Source organism: Arthrobacter sp., assembly GCF_031988865.1.
Lineage (GTDB): Bacteria > Actinomycetota > Actinomycetes > Actinomycetales > Micrococcaceae > Arthrobacter_B.
Map to the genome: position 1 here is coordinate 1 of NZ_DALZXY010000064.1, position 21,434 is coordinate 21,434.

At 66.1% G+C, this 21,434-nt stretch carries 17 protein-coding genes; 13 read left to right on the forward strand and 4 right to left on the reverse strand.

Going from position 1 to position 21,434, the window contains the following annotated elements; all coding sequences use genetic code 11:
• The 8 genes from RTN46_RS11850 to pdxS form a co-directional block, all read left to right on the forward strand.
• Nucleotides 1–838, forward strand: an 838-nt coding sequence (locus tag RTN46_RS11850; protein WP_312181612.1) for an MFS transporter, incomplete at its 5' end; no start/stop codon positions are given.
• Nucleotides 839–1,617: 779 nt separating this feature from the next.
• Nucleotides 1,618–3,099 (forward strand): MDR family MFS transporter, encoded by a 1,482-nt coding sequence (locus tag RTN46_RS11855; protein WP_312181613.1) that lies wholly within the window; start codon nt 1,618–1,620, stop codon nt 3,097–3,099.
• A 669-nt stretch (nt 3,100–3,768) separates the two neighbouring features.
• The gene (locus RTN46_RS11860; RefSeq protein ID WP_312181615.1) at nt 3,769–4,080 is read left to right on the forward strand and encodes a DUF6504 family protein; all 312 of its coding nucleotides are present in this window, start codon (nt 3,769–3,771) and stop codon (nt 4,078–4,080) included.
• 12 nt (nt 4,081–4,092) lie between these two features.
• On the forward strand, nt 4,093–7,686 hold the full coding sequence (locus RTN46_RS11865; RefSeq protein ID WP_312181617.1) for a DNA polymerase III subunit alpha: 3,594 nt from the start codon (nt 4,093–4,095) through the stop codon (nt 7,684–7,686).
• A gap of 75 nt (nt 7,687–7,761) precedes the next feature.
• The gene (thrS, locus tag RTN46_RS11870) at nt 7,762–9,774 is read left to right on the forward strand and encodes a threonine--tRNA ligase (RefSeq protein ID WP_312181619.1); all 2,013 of its coding nucleotides are present in this window, start codon (nt 7,762–7,764) and stop codon (nt 9,772–9,774) included.
• 19 nt (nt 9,775–9,793) lie between these two features.
• Nucleotides 9,794–10,402: an HIT domain-containing protein gene (locus RTN46_RS11875; protein ID WP_312181621.1), complete on the forward strand. Its 609-nt coding sequence runs from the start codon at nt 9,794–9,796 to the stop codon at nt 10,400–10,402.
• Between the two features lie 2 nt (nt 10,403–10,404).
• Nucleotides 10,405–11,031: a phosphatidylinositol phosphate synthase gene (pgsA, locus tag RTN46_RS11880; RefSeq protein ID WP_312181623.1), complete on the forward strand. Its 627-nt coding sequence runs from the start codon at nt 10,405–10,407 to the stop codon at nt 11,029–11,031.
• A 70-nt stretch (nt 11,032–11,101) separates the two neighbouring features.
• Nucleotides 11,102–12,019 carry a pyridoxal 5'-phosphate synthase lyase subunit PdxS gene (gene pdxS / locus RTN46_RS11885; protein ID WP_312181625.1) on the forward strand — a complete coding sequence of 306 codons (918 nt, stop codon included), beginning with the start codon at nt 11,102–11,104 and terminating at the stop codon, nt 12,017–12,019.
• 110 nt (nt 12,020–12,129) lie between these two features.
• On the opposite strand, the gene RTN46_RS11890 is transcribed toward pdxS, so the two are convergent.
• Nucleotides 12,130–12,843: a GNAT family N-acetyltransferase gene (locus tag RTN46_RS11890; protein WP_312181627.1), complete on the reverse strand. Its 714-nt coding sequence runs from the start codon at nt 12,841–12,843 to the stop codon at nt 12,130–12,132.
• Between the two features lie 5 nt (nt 12,844–12,848).
• Nucleotides 12,849–14,870, reverse strand: coding sequence for a M3 family metallopeptidase (locus RTN46_RS11895; protein WP_312181629.1), 2,022 nt, complete (start codon nt 14,868–14,870; stop codon nt 12,849–12,851).
• A 348-nt stretch (nt 14,871–15,218) separates the two neighbouring features.
• On the opposite strand from RTN46_RS11895, the gene RTN46_RS11900 reads away from it, so the two are divergent.
• Nucleotides 15,219–16,244, forward strand: coding sequence for a CapA family protein (locus RTN46_RS11900; protein WP_312181630.1), 1,026 nt, complete (start codon nt 15,219–15,221; stop codon nt 16,242–16,244).
• A 256-nt stretch (nt 16,245–16,500) separates the two neighbouring features.
• Here the strand turns inward: RTN46_RS11900 and RTN46_RS11905 are convergent, their stop codons facing one another.
• Nucleotides 16,501–17,241 carry a type 1 glutamine amidotransferase gene (locus RTN46_RS11905; RefSeq protein ID WP_396157693.1) on the reverse strand — a complete coding sequence of 247 codons (741 nt, stop codon included), beginning with the start codon at nt 17,239–17,241 and terminating at the stop codon, nt 16,501–16,503.
• Complete coding sequence (locus tag RTN46_RS11910) at nt 17,238–18,506, reverse strand: MurT ligase domain-containing protein (protein ID WP_312181631.1); 1,269 nt, start codon at nt 18,504–18,506, stop codon at nt 17,238–17,240. Before RTN46_RS11910 ends, RTN46_RS11905 begins: the two co-directional genes overlap by 4 nt.
• A 66-nt stretch (nt 18,507–18,572) precedes the next feature.
• Here RTN46_RS11910 and pdxT point away from each other — a divergent pair, with 66 nt between their 5' ends.
• From pdxT to ruvA, 4 genes are all read left to right on the forward strand, one after another.
• Nucleotides 18,573–19,373, forward strand: a complete 801-nt coding sequence (gene pdxT / locus RTN46_RS11915) for a pyridoxal 5'-phosphate synthase glutaminase subunit PdxT (protein ID WP_312181633.1) — start codon at nt 18,573–18,575, stop codon at nt 19,371–19,373.
• Between the two features lie 3 nt (nt 19,374–19,376).
• Nucleotides 19,377–20,132 carry a YebC/PmpR family DNA-binding transcriptional regulator gene (locus RTN46_RS11920; protein WP_312181635.1) on the forward strand — a complete coding sequence of 252 codons (756 nt, stop codon included), beginning with the start codon at nt 19,377–19,379 and terminating at the stop codon, nt 20,130–20,132.
• Between the two features lie 10 nt (nt 20,133–20,142).
• Entirely contained in the window at nt 20,143–20,751 is a 609-nt protein-coding gene (gene ruvC, locus RTN46_RS11925) for a crossover junction endodeoxyribonuclease RuvC (protein WP_312181636.1), read from the forward strand.
• Nucleotides 20,752–20,853: 102 nt separating this feature from the next.
• A partial coding sequence (gene ruvA / locus RTN46_RS11930) for a Holliday junction branch migration protein RuvA (protein WP_312181638.1) occupies nt 20,854–21,434 on the forward strand: 581 nt, incomplete at its 3' end.

Consider the following 21,434-nt stretch of genomic DNA (forward strand, 5'->3'; position numbering starts at 1 on the left):
GCCCGCCCCGGCCACCGACGCGGCGCCGCCTGAACCGGCATCCGACGCGGCGCCGCCTGAACCGCCGGTCCAACAAGGCGGAGGAGCTCCGGCGCCGCATAGCCGGCGGCAAATCGTGCTGGTATTTGCCGGCCTGATCCTGGCCGTGCTGATTTCCGCCCTGGACCAGACCATTGTGTCTACGGCGCTGCCCACGATCGTGGGAGACCTGCACGGGCTTGACCATCTGTCCTGGGTGATCACGGCCTACCTGCTGACCTCCACCATTGGCCTGCCGATTTACGGGAAGCTGGGGGACCTGCTTGGCCGCAAGAACATCTTTATCTTCGCGATATTCGTCTTCCTGCTCGGATCCGCACTGTCGGGACAGGCGAATAGCATGGCGGAGCTGATTGCTTACCGGGCACTGCAGGGCGTCGGCGGCGGCGGCCTGATGATTGGAGCACAGTCCATCATCCCGGTCGAACTGCGGGCAGCCGAACCGATCCTGCCGCTGCGGCTGTTCAAGATCCGGAACTTTGTGGTCTGCACCCTGGTGGGCCTCGCCGTGTACGGATCGGTTTTTATTTCCCGGCTGAACGACCAGCTGGCCGACGCTCCGGTGGCCGTCCGGGGCGTGACGAGCCAAGGTGTGAATTCGATCAGTCCTGCACAGCTGAAGACGCTGCCTCCCCCGGTGCGGGACTTCATCGCCGATGCGTTCGGAAGCGCCCTCCCGCCGATCTTCCTGTTGGGTATACCGGCCCTGGCAGCAGCATTTGTCCTGACGTTGTTTATCCGGCCCATTCCGCTCTCGACCGAGGCGAACGTGCAGCTGGATGGAGAGGCAAGGAACTGATGGCTAAACGGTTACCAGGTGAGCACCGGGCAGTGTCTGCGGGTGGCGCTTCATCGTTCGGGGAGGGGACAAAAACCGGCGAGGATACAGGGCGGCGGCACACACCGGCTCATTCGGCTTCAGTGCAGCCAATGCAACCAGTGCAGCCAATGCAGCCAGTGCAGCCAGTGCAGCCAGTTCAACCGGTTGCTTCGGCCCAGCACGCGTTCGCACATCCGCCAACCTCTCCTGCTCCGGCGGCAGCACCGGCTTCAGCGGGTCATCTGCAAGGCAGCGCTGCCAACCGCCGTCGCCAGGCGCTGCCCAGGCTGCCCAGGCTGACCAGGCACCCCAGGCACCGGAAGAGCCCGGAGGAACTGCAGGCCGAGGCCGCCGGGACTGCGGTCTGGGTGGATACATCCCTCCGCAGCGCGGGTAGGTCCAGCGCGGGTAGATCAACGACCCCAACACACCGACGGTTCCTGCCCTGGCGACGCGCAGAGCAAGCCCCAGGCATTGGGTCGGCTGCTTCCGGGCTGGCTGGTTCCGGGGCGTCCAGGCTGGGTGGTCAGGTCCCCGGCCCTGCAGTCCCCGCCGACGGCGGGTCGGGCAGTCCAGGTTCGGCCAGCTCCTTCCAGGACAGTTCGGTTCCCGCCAGCCCCCATTCAGGTGAGGGCGGCTCCGGAACCCGAATCGCAAGTGCACCGAATGTGCCAGGAACTTCGGATGCGTCCGGAACCCCTAAGGGACCGGCAACCCCTGATGGGACAGCCAGCGGGCAACGGGGCGGGAGGATCCTGGTGTTCACCGGACTGGTTCTCTCGGTTCTGCTTGCAGCCCTGGACCAGACCATTGTCGCAACAGCCCTGCCAACCATCGTGGGTGACCTCAACGGGCTGGAGCACCTGTCCTGGGTAGTGACCGCCTACATCCTCGCCGCAACCATCGGGCTGCCCATCTACGGAAAGCTCGGCGACCTGTACGGGCGCAAGAACATCTTTGTCTTCGCGATTGCAGTGTTCCTGGTCGGCTCGGTGTTGTCGGGGCTGGCACAGAACATGGGCCAGCTGATCGCGTTCCGCGCGCTGCAGGGCATCGGCGGCGGCGGGCTGATGATCGGAGCCCAGGCGATCATCGGAGACCTGGTCTCCCCGCGGGAACGCGGACGCTACATGGGACTGATCGGGGCAGCCTTCGGACTGGCCTCTGTCGGCGGACCGCTGCTCGGCGGGTGGATCACCGACTCCTGGTCCTGGCGCTGGATCTTCTACATCAACGTCCCGATCGGTGCTGTGGCGCTCGCCGTCGTCATTTCCTCGCTGCACCTGCCCAAACATCAGGGGGCGCGGCCGCGGCTGGATTATCTGGGTGCCGCACAGCTGGCAGTGGCATCAGCCGCGCTGGTGCTGGTGACCAGCTGGGGCGGAACCACCTTCGACTGGTCCAGCTGGCAGATCCTGGGACTTTCGGCGCTCGCCGTCGTTGCTGCAGCTCTCTTCGTGTGGCAGGAGACCCGTGCTGAGGAGCCGATCTTGCCGCTGCAGCTCTTCCGGCTGCGGAACTTCCTGGTCCCCGTGCTGGCGGGAATCGCCGTCGGAATTGCCATGTTCTCCACGATTTCCTACCTGCCGACCTTCCTGCAGATGGTCAATGGCGCAAGTGCCACACAGTCCGGACTGATGATGCTGCCGATGATGGGCGGGCTGCTGCTGACCTCGATCGGTACCGGGCAGCTGATTTCCCATACCGGACGGTACAAGGTCTATCCTGTGGCGGGGTTTGCGGTGGTCGCGGCCGGGCTGCTGCTGCTGTCCCGGATTTCGGATACCACGCCGTACTGGTTTACCGCCCTGGGCATGGCAGTGCTGGGCATGGGCATCGGTGCGCTGCTGCAGAACCTGGTGCTGATCGTGCAGAACAGTGTTCCGGGGCAGGCCATGGGGACGGCAATCTCCTCCGCAAACTACTTCCGGCAGATCGCAGCCTCCTTTGGGATTGCCGCGTTCGGATCGATCTTCATCAACCGGCTGACCGACCAGCTTGCTTCGGCGCCGGCTGCTGCGGCGGCGATACCGGGGGAGAGCATTAATTCCCTGAGTCCGGACTTGCTCCGCAGTCTTCCCGCACCGGTCCAGGAGGCCATTGCGGCCGCGTTCGGGCAGGCGATGCCGCCGATTTTCCTGCTGAGCGTACCCATTGCGCTCGCAGGCGCGGTGCTCTGCCTGTTCATCCGGGAGATTCCGCTCTCCACGCAGTCCCGTGTGGAAGCGGCTGCGGAGTAGCTGAGGAAGAGGTGGGGACAGGTGGGGAGAGGTGGGGAGAGGTGGGGAGGATGAGCTGGGGAGAGAGGAGGAGGGGGGAGCAGCCAGGGCTCCCTGCGACCCGCGTTCCCACTGTTTGTTGCCTCCTGTGGCTGGTGTGATCACTTTGGCCCCTGGAGTGATCACAGAGTGGGAACGCGTGCTCGCCGCGTCCGAGGGCACGTCCGGTCCGGCGCCAGGGCCTCCCGCCCGGCAGCCCCGCTCCGGCTTTCCCCCCAGGACCGGCAGCCACCGGCCCCGGTCGCGGAATCCAGCTCACACCAGGTTCCTAGGGGGAGCAGTGTTGATTGTCAGACTGCAGTCGTACACTGGAGATTCGAATATATGTTCGAATACTTCCACCGGGAATTTCCACCAGCGGTCTCCCTGTCCCAGGGTCCTTGAATCCACGTGCACCTGCTCTACGACACAGGTCGCAGGAGGGGGGCTTGGGTGCAGGGTATGGCACTGGGGTGCGGGGCCCTGGATAACGGGGCCCTTGGATGACGGGGCCCTTGGATGACGGAGCGCTGGATAACGGAGCCACAGTGGCCCCGGAATCACAGTGGCCCCGGAGCCAGGGGTTCCGGAACCAAGGGCAGGGATGATCCCGGGAAGTTGTAGGCGGATCAGGCACAGTGAGGGGCAGCCATGGGACTTTTCAGCGAATCGATTGAGGTGGCGTGTTCACCGGCGGGGACCCCGCTGCGGCTTTCCTGGCAGGGGAGGGCCTACCAAATCGCCGCCAACCCGGTGCGTTGGTATGAGCGGCGCAACTGGTGGGAGGAAGAACCTCGTGCCGAGCGAGGACACGGCGCAGGCCTGGTGGACTCGGAGATCTGGCGGGTCCAGGCCCGCCTGAACCACCGCTCCGCCCTGCGCACCCTGGATATCTCCCGCCAGACCTCCTCCAACACCTGGCGGCTGATCCGTATCCATGACGCGCTGCGGGAAAGTGCCTAGCGTCCGCGTGCCATGAGCTTCACCCATTTGCATGTCGCAACGGCGTTCAGCGCCCACTACGGTACGTCCTGGCCGGAGGAACTGGCCCAGGCCGCCGCGGCGTATGGCGCCGACGCGCTGGCCTGCACCGACCGGGACGGCCTGTACGGGACGGTCAAGCACCTGCGCGCCTGCATGGATGCCGGGATTGACCCGATCGTCGGCGTGGACCTGGCGATTCTGGACGGGGACGGCAATGGCGTCGCAGGTACGGGCGGCACAACCACGGGCCCCGCAGGTACGGGCGGCACAACCACGGGCCCCGCAGGCACGGGCGGCACAACCACGGGCGCCGCAGGCATAAGAACCGCAGGCAAAGCCACAGGCAAAGGGGCCGCAGTTACGGGCCGGGTGGTCATCCTCGCGCACGGGCACAACCAGGGAGCCGGCTACCACGCCCTGTGCCGGCTGATCTCTGACGCCCATGCGGGTACCTCCCCGTCCCGCGGCCGGGCAGGCCGTCCGGCGGGGGTCACCCTGGAACAGCTCGCCGCCCGGGTGCTGGGCGGGGACGGGCAGCCGGTGCTCACCGTGCTGGTAGGCCCACACTCCGACGTCGGGCGGTCCATGCGCAACCGCAGCTACGCCGTGGCCCGGACCCTCTTCGCCCGCTGGCTGGCCGTTGTTCCCCGTGCGGCGCTCACCGTCGAGGTGGTCACCCACTTGAGCGCGCCCGGAGCCAACCTCAGCCTGGCCCACGCAGTACGCATGCAGCGTCTGGCCGATGAGATGAACATTCCCGCGGTGCTCACCAACGCGGTGCGCTATGTGGATGACGACGGCGCCGCCACCGCTGACGTACTCGACGCCGCCCGGGCGCTGACTTCCATGGCGCAGCTGCCGGACCTGCAGCCGAACGGACAAGGCTGGCTCAAATCCGGGGGGCAGATGGCTGCGCTCGCCGCCGAGATCTGCGCCGAAGCCGGCAACGGGCGCTCCGGGGCCGCAGCCCTGCTCGCAGCTACTGAACGGCTGGCGGACATCTGCCGCATCGACCCGGCGGCTGACATGGGCTGGAAGCAGCCGGTAGTGCCGGAAGCCTCTGTCATAGGGATCGAGAATGAACCAGCCGCTGAGCTGCGTCTGCGCTGCGAAGCCGGCATCGGCCGCCGCTTCGGACATCTCCGGGGGCCTGCGGAGGCCGCCATGCGCAACCGGCTTGATCATGAGCTTGGCATCATTGGCCGCCTCGGGTTCGCCGCCTACTTCCTGACTGTCGCCGAAGTCTCCACCATGATCCGTGAGATGGGAGTGCGCGCCGCTGCCCGCGGATCGGGTGCGTCCTCGCTGGTGAACTACCTGCTCGGCGTCAGCCACGTGAATCCGCTGGCCCACGACCTGATCTTCGAACGGTTCCTCTCCCAGGACCGCTCCACCCTGCCGGACATCGACATCGACGTCGAAAGCGCAGAACGGCACAACGTGTATCACCGGATTTTCGAACGCTTCGGTTCACAGCGGGTAACCCTGATGAGCATGCAGAACGGTTACCGTGCCCGCGGGGCGGTGCGTGACGCCGGCATGGCGCTGGGCCTGCCCGAAGAGGAGGTCGGCGCCGTCGCAAAGCAGCTCTGGCGCTTCTCCGCCAGCCACTTCCGTGAGGCGCTCGCAGAGAAACCCGAGTTGCGGGAGATTTCCGGGCTGGTGCAGCAGAACCGGCAGCTGGATCTGCTGGTGGACCTGACCGAACGGCTGGACCGGCTGCCCCGGCACATTTCCATGCACCCGTGCGGGGTGATCCTCGGGGACACCTCGCTGCTGGACCGCACCCCGGTGCAGCCCAGCGGCCTGGGCCTGCCGATGTCCCAGTTCGACAAGCACGACATGGACCCGATGGGGATGCTCAAGCTGGACGTGCTGGGTGTGCGGATGCAGTCGGCCATGGCGTTCGCGCTCAAGGAGATCATCCGGATCCACCCCTCCAAGGCGGAAGTCGCCCAAGCCGGAGCCCATCCGGTGGACGAGGCCGGGCAGCCGCCGGCCTGGATTGGTGCGGACGGGCGGATCGATCTGGATGCCGTCCCGCTGGATGACGAACCCACCTACGACCTGATCTGCAGCACCCACACCCTAGGCTGCTTCCAGATCGAATCCCCGGGGCAGCGCGAACTTGTCGGCAAAATGGCGCCGCGGGAATTCAACGACCTCATCATCGACATCTCCCTTTTCCGCCCGGGTCCGATGAAATCAGACATGGTGCGCCCGTTCCTCGAACACCGCCACGGCTGGTCGCCGGAGGTCTACCCGCATGAATCGCTGCGCCCGGTGCTGGCCGAGACCCACGGGGTCACCGTTTTCCATGAACAGGTGCTGCGCACCTTCGATGTCTTTACCGGCTGCGGGCTGGCCAAGGCCGATGAGCTGCGCCGGCTGCTGGGCAACCCCGACGCCGAAACCGGGGTGGAGGATTTCTTCCGCCTGGCAGCGGAAAAACGCGGCTACGACGCAGCTACCATCGACAAGGTCTGGGAGACGCTCAAGGCCTTCGGCAGCTTCGGCTTCTGCAAAGCCCACGGTGCGGCTTTTGCCGTTCCCACCTACCAGTCGGCGTGGCTGAAGACACACCACCCCGAGGCATTCCTGGCCGGGATCTTCGAACACGATCCCGGAATGTATCCGCGCCGGCTGCTGGTCGCCGAGGCGCGCCGGATGGGCATCCCGATCCTGCCGCTGGACATCAACCGCAGCGGTGAGGCGTACCGGGTGGAACGGGTTCCCGCAGTCCCGGCCGCACCTGGACAAAAGGCCCTTCCGGAACGCCTGGGCATCCGGCTCAGTTTCGCCGGGATTTACGGTCTCTCCGCAGCGGAGGTCCGCCGGATCGGCGCCGGGCAGCCCTTCGACTCGCTGGCGGACCTGCGTGCCCGGGCCCGGCTGTCGCGGCCCTCGCTGCAGCGGCTGGCACAGCTTGGCGCCTTTGATTCCCTGGCCCGCGAAAGCGGCTCCCGCGGCAGCCGGGCGGATCTGCTGCAGCATCTGGCCGCTTCTCCCGGAAAATCCGGTTCGCACAAATACGATCCCATTCCCGGCCAGCTGGCCCTGCCGCTGGGGGACACCGAACTGGAGAACCTCGTTCCCACACTGCCCGAGCCCACACTGCCGGAAAAGGTCCGCACCGAACTGGACCTGCTCGCCGTCGACGTCAGCGCCCACCTCATCGACAGCTACCAACCGCTGCTGGCCGCCCTGGGCGTCACTAAGGCCGAATCCCTGATGGATCTGCGCGGCGGCACTGAAGTGCTGGTGGCCGGTATCCGCGTAGCCACGCAAACCCCGCCCATGCGCGGCGGCCGGCGGGTGGTGTTCATCAGCCTCGACGACGGCACCGGGTGCGTGGACTGCACGTTTTTCCATGAAGCGCAGGAGAAATCCGGTCCGCTGCTCTTCGGGACGGAACTGCTGCTGGTCCGCGGGGTCACCCGCCGCACCGGGCCGCGCGGCATCAGCATGCAGGCGCTGGAAGCCTGGGACCTCACCGACACGGCGTCGCTGCCGCTTACCGGGAACCAGCCGGGCGGTGCCGGTGAACCGCGCGGCAGGTTGGTGGGGCTCAGGAACAGCGGATAACATCGTAAAGGCGCACCCCTGTTGCACGGGCAAACCCATGCGCAAGCGCCAGTACAAACGAATCTAGGAGACAACGTGTCAGTGCCAGAACAGTTCACCCTCATCGTCGACGGCGAAGAGACCACGGTGGATACTGGCACCACCGGTGCTCAGCTCTTCTTTGAGCGGCGCGAAGTTGTGGTCATGCGGGTCGACGGCGTCCTGACGGACCTCGACACCCCGCTGGCCCCCGGCCAGGGCATCGAAGCCGTAACCATCGACTCCGAAGACGGCCTGAACGTGCTGCGCCACTCCACCGCCCACGTGATGGCCCAGGCCGTCCAGCAGCTGCGCCCCGACGCCAAGCTCGGCATCGGCCCGTACATCAAGGACGGTTTCTACTTCGACTTCGACGTTGCCGAGCCCTTCACCCCGGAGGACCTGAAGACGCTCGAGAAGATGATGCAGAAGATCGTCAACTCGAACCAGAAATTCGCCCGCCGCGTGGTCTCCGAAGAAGAAGCCCGCGAAGCCATGGCGAACGAGCCCTACAAGCTCGAACTGCTCGGCAAGAAGGACGGCGCCGAGGAAGCCGGCGAAGGCGCGAACATCGAGGTCGGCGCCGGCGAAATCACCATTTACGACAACGTGGACCGCAAGTCCGGCGACGTCGTCTGGTGCGATCTGTGCCGCGGCCCGCACCTGCCGAACACCAAGCTGATCTCCAACGCCTTCGCGCTGACCCGCTCCGCCGCCGCCTACTGGCTCGGCAACCAGAACAACCAGCAGCTCCAGCGCATCTACGGCACCGCCTGGCCCACCAAGGACGACCTCAAGGCCTACCAGGAGCGCCTGGCCGAGGCCGAACGCCGCGACCACCGCAAGCTCGGCACCGAACTGGACCTGTTCTCCTTCCCCGACGAGCTCGGTTCCGGCCTGCCGGTGTTCCACCCCAAGGGCGGCATCATCCGCAAGGCCATGGAGGACTACTCCCGCCAGCGCCACACCGAGGCCGGCTACGAGTTCGTCTACACCCCGCACATCACCAAGGGCCACCTGTACGAGGTCTCCGGCCATCTGGACTGGTACCGCGACGGTATGTTCCCTCCGATGCACGTTGACGAGGTCACGGATCCGGAAACCGGCGAGGTCACCAAGCCCGGCCAGGACTACTACCTGAAGCCGATGAACTGCCCCATGCACAACCTGATCTTCCGCTCCCGCGGACGGTCCTACCGCGAACTGCCGCTGCGGCTGTTCGAATTCGGCTCGGTCTACCGCTACGAGAAGTCCGGCGTGATCCACGGCCTGACGCGCGTGCGCGGCATGACCCAGGACGACGCCCACATCTACTGCACCCGCGAGCAGATGAAGGATGAGCTGACCACTACGCTGAACTTCGTCCTGGACCTGCTCAAGGATTACGGCCTGGACGACTTCTACCTGGAACTCTCCACCAAGGATCCGGAAAAGTACGTCGGCTCCGATGACGCCTGGGAAGAAGCGACCCGCACCCTGGCCGAGGTGGCCGAAGCCTCCGGCCTGGACCTGGTCCCGGATCCCGGGGGAGCAGCCTTCTACGGCCCGAAGATCTCCGTGCAGGCCCGCGACGCAATCGGCCGTACCTGGCAGATGTCCACCATTCAGCTGGACTTCAACCTGCCGGAGCGCTTCGAACTCGAATACCAGGCCGCCGACGGCACCCGCCAGCGTCCGGTGATGATCCACCGCGCCCTGTTTGGTTCCGTGGAGCGCTTTATGGCTGTGCTCACCGAGCACTACGCCGGTGCGTTCCCGGCCTGGCTGGCACCCGTCCAGGTAGTCGGCATCCCCGTTGCGGAAGCGTTCAACGACTACATGTACGACGTCGTCGACAAGCTCAAGGCGGCCGGCATCCGCGCCGAGGTTGACGCCGGGTCCGACCGCTTCCCGAAGAAGATCCGCACCGCGTCCAAGGAGAAGGTTCCCTTCGTCCTGATCGCCGGCGGGGACGACGCCGACGCCGGCGCCGTGTCCTTCCGTTTCCGCGACGGCAGCCAGGACAACGGCGTGCCGGTCGAGGAAGCCGTCAAGCGGATCGTCGAAGCGGTCCGGAACCGGGACAAGTAAGGCACGGGGGACAGACCGCATGGAAAGCCAGGAGCAATACCCGCACGACGGCGAAGTCACCGACAACTTCGAACTCGCCGGGGTTCCGGATGCCTTCCAGCGGCTCTGGACCCCGCACCGGCTGGCGTACATCAAGGGCGGGCAGGAAAAGGTTTCCTCGGAGAATAACTGCCCGTTCTGCGCCGCGCCCTCGCGCACCGATGAGGAAGCGCTGATCGTGCACCGCGGGAAGCACGCCTATGTGATCCTGAACCTGTTTCCCTACAACGCAGGGCACCTGCTGGTCTGCCCCTACCGGCACGTTCCGGACTACACGGATATCGATCTGGAAGAGACCGCGGAGATCGCGGCCCTGACCCAGACCGCCATGCGCGTGCTGCGGAAGGTCTCCGCGCCGTCGGGCTTCAACCTGGGCATGAACCAGGGCGTGACCGGGGGAGCGGGAATCGCCGCGCACCTGCATCAGCACATCGTTCCGCGGTGGGGCGGAGACGGGAACTTCCTGCCCATCATCGCCCAGACCAAGGCCATCACGCAGACCCTCGGGGAGGTCCGCCGGCAGGTAGCGGAAGCGTGGCCGGCGGAGGCAGCAGAGGCTGCGCCCGCTAACGGATCCGGCGAGGCTTAGGCGTGCTGAACAAATACACCCGCGCCTTCTTCACGGCTCTTTTTACGCCCCTGGCGTCCTGGCTGATCCGCTGCCGGGTGAGCCCGGATGCCGTCACCATCATCGGAACACTCGGCGTGATGGCTGGTGGCCTGGTGTTTTATCCAATGGGACAGCTGTTCTGGGGCACGATGTTCGTGGTGCTCTTCATTTTCTCCGACGTCGTGGACGGCATCATGGCCCGGCAGCAGGAGCGGAAGGGTAAGTGGGGTGCCTTCCTGGACTCCACCCTTGACCGGTTTGCCGATGGTGCGCTGTTCGCCGGCGTCAGCATCTGGTTCTTCACCGGAGGTGACAACGACGCCATTGGTATCGCCGCCCTGATCTGCCTGGTCCTGGGCATGCTGGTCTCCTACATCCGGGCGAAGGCCGAGTCGCTCGGGTTTGATGCCAATGTCGGGCTGGCTGAACGCGCTGAGCGGCTGGTTTTCCTGCTCACAGCCACCGGGCTGGTCGGCCTCGGAGTGCCCGAGGTGGTGCTCCTGGTGGTGCTGGTCCTGCTCTGCATCGCCAGCTGTGTGACGATCGTGCAGCGGGTGGGTACCGTCCACCGGCAGGCTACGGCCGAAGTACTCGGTAAAGATACGTAGCAGACCCTTTGGGATCGCGTTCCCTGGCTTAGCATGGCCTTTACAGCCCGATCTACCAGAGAGCCTTGTCATGCCTACAGAATTCCCGTCCGCTTCAGGAACCGCTGCTGCCACCGGCAGTAGCCGCGTCAAGCGCGGTATGGCAGAGATGCTCAAGGGCGGCGTGATCATGGACGTCGTCACCGCTGAGCAGGCCCGGATTGCCGAGGACGCCGGTGCGGTCGCCGTGATGGCCCTCGAGCGGGTTCCGGCAGACATCCGTGCCCAGGGCGGCGTATCGCGGATGAGCGATCCGGACATGATCGACAGCATCATTGATGCCGTCTCTGTCCCGGTGATGGCCAAGGCCCGGATCGGCCACTTCGTTGAAGCGCAGATCCTTCAGTCCCTCGGTGTCGACTACATTGACGAGTCCGAGGTGCTCACCCCGGCGGACTACGCCAACCACATCGACAAGTGGAAGTTCACCGTTCCCTTCGTCTGCGGTGCGACCAACCTGGGTGAAGCCCTGCGCCGGATCAACGAGGGCGCCGCCATGATCCGCTCCAAGGGTGAGGCTGGTACCGGCGACGTTTCCAACGCCACCATGCACATGCGCCAGATCCGTACCGAGATTGCCCGCCTTGCCTCCCTTCCGGAGGACGAGCTGTACGTGGCCGCGAAGGAACTGCAGGCCCCCTATGAACTCGTCAAGGAAGTTGCTGCCTCCGGCAAGCTCCCGGTGGTGCTCTTCACTGCCGGCGGTATCGCGACCCCGGCAGATGCGGCGATGATGATGCAGCTCGGCGCTGACGGCGTCTTCGTCGGCTCCGGCATCTTCAAGTCCGGCAACCCGGCAGAGCGGGCCGCGGCGATTGTCAAGGCCACCACCTTCCACGATGATCCCGACGAAGTGGCGAAGGCCTCCCGCGGCCTCGGCGAAGCCATGGTCGGCATCAACGTCGACGAGATCCCGCAGCCGCACCGCCTCGCCGAGCGCGGCTGGTAGCGGGAAGCATTCCTGAACAAATAACGGCCGGACCCGGGAGAGCTTCCCGGGTCCGGCCGTTTATTCGTTGCGGCGAATTTATTGGGCCCAAGGCAGCCCAGGCACGCCGGTTACCCGATCGCCATGGAGTACGTCTGGCCCCGGCCCACCAGGGAGAAGCCCCGGGCGGCGCAGAGGTCCTGGCCCGGAGCGGTTGCGTTGACGATCACCTGCTCAGCGCCCGCGGCTTCGGCCGCAGCCGCGGCGGAACTCAGCAGGGCGGTACCGAACCCGCGGCGCCGGCTGGAAGCACCAACGGCAAGATGGAAAATCCCGCCGACCTTGGAGAGCCCGGCGACCGGACCGGGATAGAACGCGTAGGCCCGTCCGGTCATGCGCGCGGCATCCCGCGCCGCGATGTGCCAGGCCTGCCGGGGGGTGGAATGCCCCACCCGCAGTTCCTCGGCGTCGGCCCCGGACACTTCCGGCGGCTGGACCTCCACCGTGGCCGCGGTGCCCGGCCAGGCCTGCGGCGCATGGACCGGGGCCGTCATCCAGCAGGTCTGCGGTCCGCGGCGGAAGCCGAAGGATTCCAGCGGCGTGGGATCCACGGAACCACCCAGCCAGACGCCGACGGTGGAGGCGCCGAGCCGTGAACCCTCGGCCAGGCCAGGACGGATCCCCGCCGGCGAAATGACGTCGGGAAACATCAGCATGAGCTGCCGCCGGGCGGGAAGCCAGACCCAGCGTGACTCATGAGTTCCGAAGGCCCGGCCTCCCGTCGCGGTAGCGAGCGCACTAAACCAGGCATGCTGCATACGCTGGCACGAGGCGATCGTAGCCATGGCGGTTAGGCGAGCCCACGGCGTGCCAGCAGGGGAGCGATCTCCGCATCGCGGCCACGCAGGTTGCGGAAAGAGGTAAGCGGGTCGGCAGCGAAACCCCGCGAGAGCAGCAGGTAGCGGAACGCTTCACCGTTACTCCGTGTCAGGCCGCCATTTTCGGTGAACCACTCCACTGTGTCGGCGTCGAGCACTTCACTCCAGATGTAGGAGTAGTAGCCCGCGGAGTAGCCGCCGGCAAAGATGTGCTTGAAGTACCCCGTACGGTAGCGCGGCGGAACCAGGGCCGGGTCGATTCCGGCACGCTGCAGGGCCTGTTCCTCGAAGGCAGCCGGATCCTCAACGGGCTCGCCGGGCGGCAGCTCGTGCCAGGCAAGGTCCAGCAGGGTGGCACCGAGGTATTCGGCCGTCCGGAAGCCTTCGCCCCACAGCGTGGCCGCCCGGATCCGGTCCAGGATGCCGTCCGGCAGCGGTTCGCCGGTCTCATGGTGCCGCGCGAAGTTATCGGCCACCTCTGGCCAGAGCATCCACATCTCGTTGACCTGGGAGGGGTATTCGACGAAGTCACGCGGAACGGCAGTCCCGGAGAACAGCGGGAACTCGACGTCGGAGAACAGCCCGTGCAGGGCGTGGCCGAATTCATGGAACGCGGTGACGACTTCATCAAAGGTCAGCAGCGCCGGTTCACCGGCCGCCGGTTTGGAGATGTTCAGGTTGTTCACCACAACCGGTGCCTTGCCGAGCAGCCGGGACTGGGAGACCAGTTCGTTCATCCAGGCCCCGCCGCTCTTGGTGCCCCGGGAGAAGTAGTCACCCAAGAACAGTCCCAGCGCCGAACCGTCTTCGTTCTTGACCTCCCAGACCCGCACATCGGGGTGGTAGCCGGCGAGGTCGGGGCGTTCCGTGAAACTGATCCCGTACAGCCGGTTGGCGGCGTAAAAGACGCCGTCGTTCAGCACCCGTTCCAGCTCGAACCAGGGACGCAGTGCTTCCAGGTCAACGGCGTACTCCTCACGCCGCACCTGCTCCGAGTAATAGGCCCAGTCCCAGGGCTGCAGGTCCTTGATCCCGTCCTTGGCCGCCGCGTCCCGCAGTTTCCCGGCTTCCACCTCGGCATTGCGGACTGCTGCCGGGACCAGCCGGGCGAGCATCTCGCGTACCGCGCCGATGGACGGAGCGGTCTGGTCCTCGACGGCGTACTCGGCGTGGCTGCCATAGCCCAGCAGGGCGGCGCGTTCGGCACGGAGTGCGGCCATCTCTGCTGCGGTGCCGAGCGTGTTGTGGCTGTTCTCCCGGAATCCGCGGTCAACGGAGGCTTCGAAGAGCCGCTGCCGGGTCTTGCGGTTCGTCAGCCGTGTGAGGGCAGGCTGCGGAGTCGGCAGGACCAGGGACAGGAGATACTTCGACTCGGCGCCGGCGTCACGGGCGGCAGCCGCCGCAGCGGCAATGTCGTCGGGGGAGAGGCCCGCCAGCTCGGCTTCCTCGTCCACTACGAGCGCCGAGTCATTGGTGTCGGCCAGCAGTTTCTGTGAAAACGCGGTTCCAAGCTCGGAGAGACGGGTGTTCAGTTCCCGCATCCGGGCCTTGCCGGCGTCGTCGAGCCCGGCACCTGCCAGCAGGAACCGGCGGCGGTATTCGGCCAGCAAACGCCGGGCTTCCTCATCCAGTCCCGTTTCCGGGACCGCGCTGATCCGTTCGAACAGCAGCTGGTCCTGGAAAATGCCGTCCTGGTGGGCGGAGAGCTTCGGGCCGATCTGCGCCTCGATGGCCTGGACGGCGTCGGTGGCGTGGGACGTCACGAGGTTGAAGAAGACGGTGGAGACGCGGGCTAGAGCCTGTCCGGAGCGTTCCAACGCGGAAATGGTGTTCGGAAAGCCAGCCGGTTCCGGGTTGGCGGTGATGGTCCTGATTTCATCCAGGTGCTCCTGCATCCCGGCTTCGAAGGCGGGGAGGTAGTCATCATCGGAAAAGGCGGCGAAATCCGGGAGTTCATACGGGAGGGTGCTCGCGGAGAGAAGGGCGTTGCTCATGGTCAACAACACTTTCACACGCTCCGCCGCCCAACCAGCCGACGGGCCGCGTATGCTCATCCCTGATTGCCACACGGACCGCACAAGCGGTGTGCCCGGCGGCTTTCGCTATCCATTTCCGGGGGGAACATGTTGACGAGGTATCGAAGGTCGGCCGGCAGTATTGCAGGCACAGCGTTGGTGTTGCTGATGGGGCTGATGCTCAGCGCCTGCACAGCGGCGCCGGAGGCACAGGAGCCGTCCGGTTCCTCCGCGGCCAGTGCGCCCGCCAGCCCGTCGCCGGAACCAGAGCCGACAGTCACACCGGGTGTGGGGGTGGCGTGCCCTGGACTCCGCTGCACCACGGTAATGCTCGCCGGCGACCTTCTGGTGCATCCGCAGCTCTGGGACCAGGCCGCGGTGGACGCCGCCGCCAGCGGAAAACAGCCGCTGGACTTCGAGCCGCTGCTCGAGGGGATGCGCGCTTACGTCTCCGGCGCCGACCTGGGCATCTGCCACATGGAGACGCCGGTTGCCGAGGCGGGCGGGCCGTACGCCGGGTACCCGATGTTCAACGTGCCGCCGCAGATCATCACCGCCGCCGCGGCCGTGGGCTACCAGGCCTGCACAACGGCGAGCAACCACACTATCGACGCCGGAACAGCCGGCCTGAACCGGACACTGTCGGTCCTGGACTCCGCAGGACTGGAGCACACCGGTTCCTACGCCTCCGAGGCAGACTCTGAGGTGCCGCTCATCATGGACACCTCCGGTGCCCGGATCGGGATCATCCAAGCGACCTACGGCTTGAACGGGATGACCGCGGACTATCCCTGGCAGGTGGACATGCTCGACGCCGAGGACATGATCCTGCGGGCCAAGGCCGCCCGGGAGCAGGGCGCGGACATCGTGGTGGCAGCCATGCACGCCGGGGAAGAGTATGCCTCGATGCCTAACAGCCAGCAGATCGAAACCGCGCATGCCCTGGCGGACAGCGGTGAGTTCGACCTGGTGTACGGCCACCACACGCATTCAGTGCTGCCCATCGAGAACTACAACGGCACCTGGATCGCCTACGGCCTTGGCAACGCGGTCACCGAACTCTCGCCGTGGTACCCGGTCAACAACGAAGGCCTGGTAGTCCGGGCACAGTTTGTGCAGGACGACGACGGCGGCGCCTGGCGGGTTGGCGACCTCGCCTGGGCGCCCTCGGTGATCGTGCGGGATCCCTACCGCTGGTGCTCAGTGGCGACGGACCTGCCGCAGGGACCGTGCGCCTCCGAAGCGCAGCAGGCAGAGGTACGGGCCCGGACCATTCCGGTTGTTGAGTCCATGGGTGCGGCCGAGGCCGGAGCGCACGAATGGCTGGTGACCCAGGACGTTTCCGGGCGGTAATGCTGGTACGTGCTTGCTGGTCCGTCGGGCGGGGGGAGTGCCTCGGGGCCCGCCGGGCGGACCGGAACGGCGGCAACGAAATTCCCTGCTCGCAGGGCTCGCAAGGAATATTAAAGCCGCCTAACCCGGCCCGTCCGGCGGTTACTTGGTATCCCTCGCCTTGGATGCCGGGGAGGCGCGGTGCCCCTGGGGGGATTACTAGCGCCCAGCCCGGGCCGAGGAACGTCGGGGTGAGGGAGTGAGAGGGTGCTCGGCCTTACCGCGGACGGCTGGAGGCGTGGGAGCGGGCCAGGTCGGAAAGCCGGGCCAGCCCGTCGAGGTCCGCATCCGCAGGCGGAGCAGGATCGAAGCTGCCGTAGCGCCGGGTCACAGCCTTCTCGATAAGGAAGTCCGCGATCGCGGGGTTCTTCGGCAGCAGCGAGCCGTGCAGGTAGCTGGCCACCACATTCCGATAACGCGCACCCTCGGTGTCGTCCTTGGAATTGTTGCCCTCGCCCTTGCGGACATGCGCCAGCGGCTTGGCATCCGTACCCAGGAACGTCTGGCCGCTGTGGTTCTCGTAGCCGTGAATCTCACCGAACTCGTCACTCACGGAGAGGACGTTGCCGATCAGCCGCTCCGGACCGCCATGCGTTTCAATGTCCAGGACACCGATGCCGGGGATAAGGACGCCGTCGTGCGTCTTGAAGAAGCGGCCGAAGAGCTGGTAGAGGCCGCAGATCGCCAGCATCGGCAGGTCGTCGTCGGCCAGTCCGCGCAGCGTCGGAGCCAGGGCCTGCAGGTCCTGCTGGATGACCACCTGGCCGCTGTCCTGGCCGCCGCCGCCGACAATCAGGTCCGCATCAGTGGGGAAGTCGTCGCCGGGGTTGTACTCACTGACGATCGGGTTGTAGCCCTGCCATTTCAGGCGCTGCTTGAGGACCAGGACGTTGCCCCAGTCGCCGTAAATGTTCATGTCCCGCGGGTAAAGCTGCAGGATGCGGATGTCGCGGCTCAAGAGACCACCTCCACCTTCGTGATCTTGGAGAGCTCCCGGCGGACGGAAAGCATGGCTGTGTAGGTGCAGAAGATACGCATCGGCTGGTTACCCGATGAGGAGATGAACTTCGCCAGCGCGGCCGGAATGTCCGTTTCGACGTCGCGGACGGGAACGTCGTCGTACTTCAGCCGCAGCGCCATGTCATAGGCGCGGACGCCGCTGACCATGTCCACCCCGCCGGAGAGCGTCTCGAAGTCCACGTCCCAAAGCCAGGACATGTCCCGGCCATCGGCGTAGTTGTCATTGATCGCGATCATGGTGGCGAAGCCGTGCGCCGCGAAGGACTTCAGGCCCAGCCGGAAACCGCTGGGGTTCTTCACCAGGACCAGTTCCAGCGGCGCGCCGTTGACGGTCAGGGATTCACCCCGCCCGAAGGCCGGCTCCACATTGGCCAGGGACGTAAACAGGGCGTCCCGGTCCGCCTTGCCGCCCAGGATCCGGCGGGCGAAGGCCAGCGCCGCAGCAGCGTTGAAGATGTTGTACACACCGCGGAGCCGAAGGCCGGTCGTGGTGACTTCGCCGTCCAGCCGGAAATCGGCTTCGGCTTCGGCAACACGTTCCAGCACGACGTCGGCGGGCTGGGCGGCGGCGAGGGCCTCGGAGCGCGATCCGCGCATCTCGTCGTCGTTGGGGAAGGTGCTGCGCAGCGAGGCCTCCAGGCCGAAGTACGCGACCTGCGGCCCGGACAACGACTGCGCAATCGAAGCAACCCGCGGATCCTCGCGGTTCAGCACCACCGTATCGGTGGTGGCCAGCGCGATCTGCTCAAGCAGGCGGGTGGTCTTGTCAATTTCGCCGAAACGGTCCAGCTGGTCGCGCAGGACGTTCAGCAGCAGCGAGTAGCGCGGCTGGATCAGCTTCACAAAGTGCACCGCATGGGCCTCATCGAGTTCCAGCACGGCAATGTCCGCATCAAGGCGTCCGCGCAGGTTCACCTCGCCGATCAGCGCTGCGGCGACTCCGCGGGTGAAGTTGCTGCCGGTCCGGTTGGTGAACACCTTCAGCCCCTGGCCCTCCAGGAGCTCCACCACCATCTTGGTAGTGGTCGTCTTGCCATTGGTGCCGGAAACGACGGCGACGCCGAGGGGCAGGGTGGAAAGGGTGCGGCGGATGAAATCGGGATCGATCTTCTCCACCACCAGGCCGGGAAGGGCTGAACCCCCACCCCGCAGCCGTGAGGCGCCGCGCACCAGCTTGCCTACCAGGATGGAGAAAGAACTCATGGATACCGAATATATCCCACCGTCATGTTCGGCCCCCTACCGGTGCCCGCAACCTAGAATGGTTCAATGACCGAAATCACCTCCCGGAACGCCGGGTCTGGCAGCGCTGTAACCAGCAGCTCCGTACCCGGCAGCGCTGGACTTGGCAGCCCTGTACCCGGTAGCGCTGGACTCGACCGCTCCGCTGCCCCGCTGGTCGGAGTGCTGGCCCTGCAGGGCGGGGTCCGCGAACACGTGCGGGCATTGGAAGCTGCCGGAGCCCGGACCACGCTGGTCCGGCGCCCCGCTGAACTGGCGGCCTTGGACGGACTGGTCCTGCCGGGCGGTGAATCCACCACGATCGATAAGCTGATGCGGCTGTTCGGCATTGCGGCGCCGCTGAAGGCGAAGATCGCCGCCGGATTCCCCGTGTACGGCTCCTGCGCCGGCATGATCCTGCTGGCAGACCGCATCACCGATGCCGCGTTGGATGCCTCCGGAGAACCACAGCAGACCCTCGGCGGACTGGACATCGTGGTCCGGCGCAACGCCTTCGGCCGCCAGCGGGAGTCTTTCGAAACTGACCTGGCCTTCGAGGGGCTGCAAGGCCTGCCCTCGCAGGATCCCGCCCGCCCACCGGCCCCCGTGCACGCCGTCTTCATCCGCGCGCCGTGGGTGGAAAAGGTAGGCTCCACCGTGCAGGTGCTCGCACAGGTTGCGCCCGCGGAGACACCCGGCGAGTTCCATGAAGCCGGGAGCAGCGAATCAGTAGCTAGAATTGTGGCAGTGCGTTCAGGAAGCCTGCTGGCCACCTCCTTCCACCCTGAGGTAACGGGGGAGAGCCGCATCCATGAACTTTTTATCCAAATGATCAGAGGAGACGCGTAGAGCATGTCGGGCCACTCGAAATGGGCAACCACAAAGCACAAGAAGGCCGTGATCGATGCCAAGCGTGCCAAGTCTTTTGCCAAGCTGATCAAGAACATCGAAGTTGCGGCCCGTGCGGGCGGCGCCGATATGGCCGGCAACCCCGGCCTGGAACTCGCCGTCCAGAAGGCCAAGAAAACTTCTGTTCCCATCGACAACATCAACCGTGCCGTCAAGCGCGGTGCCGGACTCCTGGGCGAGGCTGTCGACTACCAGACCATCATGTACGAAGGCTACGGCCCGCAGGGCACCGCGCTGCTGATCGAGTGCCTCACGGACAACAAGAACCGTGCCGCCTCGGAGGTCCGGCTGGCCGTCACGCGTAACGGCGGCAACATGGGCGACCCGGGTTCCGTGGCATACATGTTCACCCGCAAGGGCGTCGTGACGCTGCCGAAGAAGGACCTCACCGAGGATGACCTGCTGATGGCAGTGCTCGACGCCGGTGCCGACGAGGTCAAGGAAGCGGGCGAGAACTTCGAAATCATCTCCGAAGCCGCAGACCTGCGCGCCGTTGTGGCCGCCCTCGAAGAAGCCGGGATCGAATACGAATCCGACGAGGCGGAGTTCCTGCCCTCCATGCACGTGGAGCTCGACGCCGAGAACGCCCGGAAGTTCATGAAGCTGGTCGACGCGGTGGAGGACCTGGACGACGTCCAGAACGTCTACTCCAACGCCGACATCTCCGCGGACGTCTTCGCGCAGCTCGAAGAAGACTGAGTACCCCGCCGTGACAATCCGGGTCCTGGGGGTGGACCCGGGTTTAACCCGCTGCGGTCTGGGCGTCGTGGATGTCGAAGGCAACCGGCGCGCCACCCTGGTGGCCGTCGGAGTGGCCGGGACCGTGGCCGGTACGGCCCTGGATTCCCGGCTGCTCGCCATTTCCGAAGCGATTGAACTGTGGCTGGACACCCACACTCCCGACGTCCTCGCCGTGGAGCGGGTGTTCAGCCAGCTCAATGTCAGCACCGTGATGGGCACCGCCCAGGCCTCCGGCGTCGTTATTGCCGCCGCTGCCCGGCGCGGCATACCGGTGGCCCTGCACACCCCAACCGAAGTGAAGGCCGCCGTCACTGGGTCCGGATCGGCGAACAAGGAAGCCGTGGGCCGGATGGTCACCAAGATCCTGCGCCTCGATGAAATGCCCCGCCCGGCTGACGCGGCCGACGCACTCGCACTGGCTATCACACACGCCTGGCGGCGCGGGGCGCTTGGACCCGGGCAGGCCTCGACGGCGGGCTCCGCCTCCGCCGGCGGCGGCCCGGTGCAGGGCGGCCTGACGGCGGCCCAGCGGATGTGGGCAGAAGCCGAAGCCAAGGCAAAACGCGCCCGCCGCTAAAGTGCCGGGAAATCCGGAACGGACAAGTAGGCTGTTCGTAGATATGTTCTATTCAGTTCACGGATTATTTTCAGTTCCCGGATTAATGCTCGGAGTTCCCACATGATCGCCTCTCTTCGCGGCGTCGTCGCGCACGTCGGCACCTCTTCTGCCGTCATCGACGTCAACGGCATCGGCATGCTCATCCAGGCGACGCCGCAGACGCTCGCTTCGCTGCGCACAGGCGTTGAAGCGCAGGTGCACACCGCACTGATTGTGCGCGAGGATTCCATGACCCTGTTTGGCTTCGCGGAGCCGGGGGAGCGGGAAGTGTTCGAAACCCTGCTCAGCGTCAGCGGGGTCGGACCGCGCCTGGCCCTCGCCGTCCTGGCGGTGCACAGCCCGGAAGCGGTCCGGGTGGCAGCCTCCACCGGCGACGACAAGGCGTTCAGCAAGGTGTCCGGGATCGGGCCAAAGGGCGCGCGCCGCATTGTGCTGGAGCTTGCGGACAAACTGGTTCCGCACGGCACCGAAGAAGCGCCGGCCGGTGTTCCGGCCTGGACTGATCAGGTGCTGTCGGCGATGACCGGCCTCGGCTGGTCCGAGAAGGACGCCACGGCTGCCATCGAGGCTACCGCCGCCGACCATCCGGATGCGGCGAAGAGCGGGAATGTCGCGGAGATCCTCCGGCTGACGCTGCGCCG